This is a genomic window from Streptomyces sp. NPDC044571, assembly GCF_040647115.1.
Taxonomy (GTDB): Bacteria; Actinomycetota; Actinomycetes; order Streptomycetales; family Streptomycetaceae; genus Streptomyces.
The window spans coordinates 1-1166 of record NZ_JBEZBN010000145.1 but is presented as its reverse complement, the minus strand read 5'-3'; the positions used below and the strand labels follow the sequence as shown (position 1 = coordinate 1166).

Annotated in this window: 1 protein-coding gene; it reads left to right on the top strand. The window is 70.7% G+C overall.

Annotated features, from left to right (window positions below; all coding sequences use genetic code 11):
• Window positions 1–899, top strand: an 899-nt coding sequence (locus AB0B01_RS30855; protein ID WP_361726299.1) for a LysR family transcriptional regulator, incomplete at its 5' end; no start/stop codon positions are given.
• Window positions 900–1166 lie beyond the last annotated feature (267 nt).

The following is a 1166-nucleotide window of genomic DNA, read 5'->3' as shown; positions in this document are numbered from 1 at the left end:
GGATGGAACTGGAAGCATTCGTCGCCGTCGCGGAAGAGCTCCACTTCGGCCGCGCCGCCGCGCGCCTGCACCGGGGGCAGCCGACCGTCAGCGAAGCCGTCAGAAGGCTGGAAAACACCCTGGGCGGACGGCTGTTCCACCGCACCAGCCGCCGGGTGTCACTGACCGGTCTCGGCGAAGCGCTGCTGCCCGACGCCCACGCCACCCTCGCCCAGCTGCGCCGCTTCGAACAGCGCGGACGCTCCCTGGCCGCCGGCGACCGGACCCGCACCACCCTCGTCGTCGCCCACGCCGAATACACCGGCCACCAGTTGCTGTTGCGCTGCCTGCCGCGACTGCGCGACCGCTTCCCCGACGTGACGATCGTGCCGGAGGCCATGGCGACCACCGCCCAGCTCACCGCCCTGCGGGCGGAGACGATCGGGCTGGGCATCGGCTGGGCGACCGGCGACGTCACCGGCGTGAGCGCGAGGGTGCTGTCCACCGAGAGGTTCGTGGCGCTCGTACCCGCGGCCCACCCCCTCGCCGGGCACGACGAGCTGAGCGCGTCCGAACTGTCCACCACCGGCCTGCTCACCTGGCCCCACCAGATCAACAGCGGACTCTGCGACCGCCTCCTGTCCGCCTTCCACATCGGCGGAGCCGACCTGCGCATCATCAGAACCGCCGACAGCGTGCACGCCATCGCCGCTCATGTCGCCGCGGGAACAGGCATCGGCATCACCGTCGAATCCGCCCTCGACCACCAGCCGCCCGGCCTGCACATCATCCCCCTCACCGGCCCTTCGACCACCGCCGACCAGGTCGTCCTCACCCCCACCGTGCCGTCGGACACCGCCATGGCACTGCGCGACCTGCTGCTGCACGCCTCGACGGAGTCGCCCTCCGCCGATCACTGAGCGGTGTGCACCGTTCGTTCGGACCTTGGACTCTGCAGCTCGGCTGCCGACACCGACGCCAACGGCGGTCAAGATGCTGCCACGGGCCGGACGGCGACGGTCCTACACGCAGGAACCCGAGGGGATCGAACTCGGCAAGCTCGTGGGTCGTCATGTCTTGCGACGCTGCCTCCGTGCCGTCCCTGGAGGGCCGGCTGTGGTCATTGTTGGAAGAGACGCCCTTGTCATAGGGCCGGGCGCGGGCTCTCCTAGCCGGCCATAGTCGTC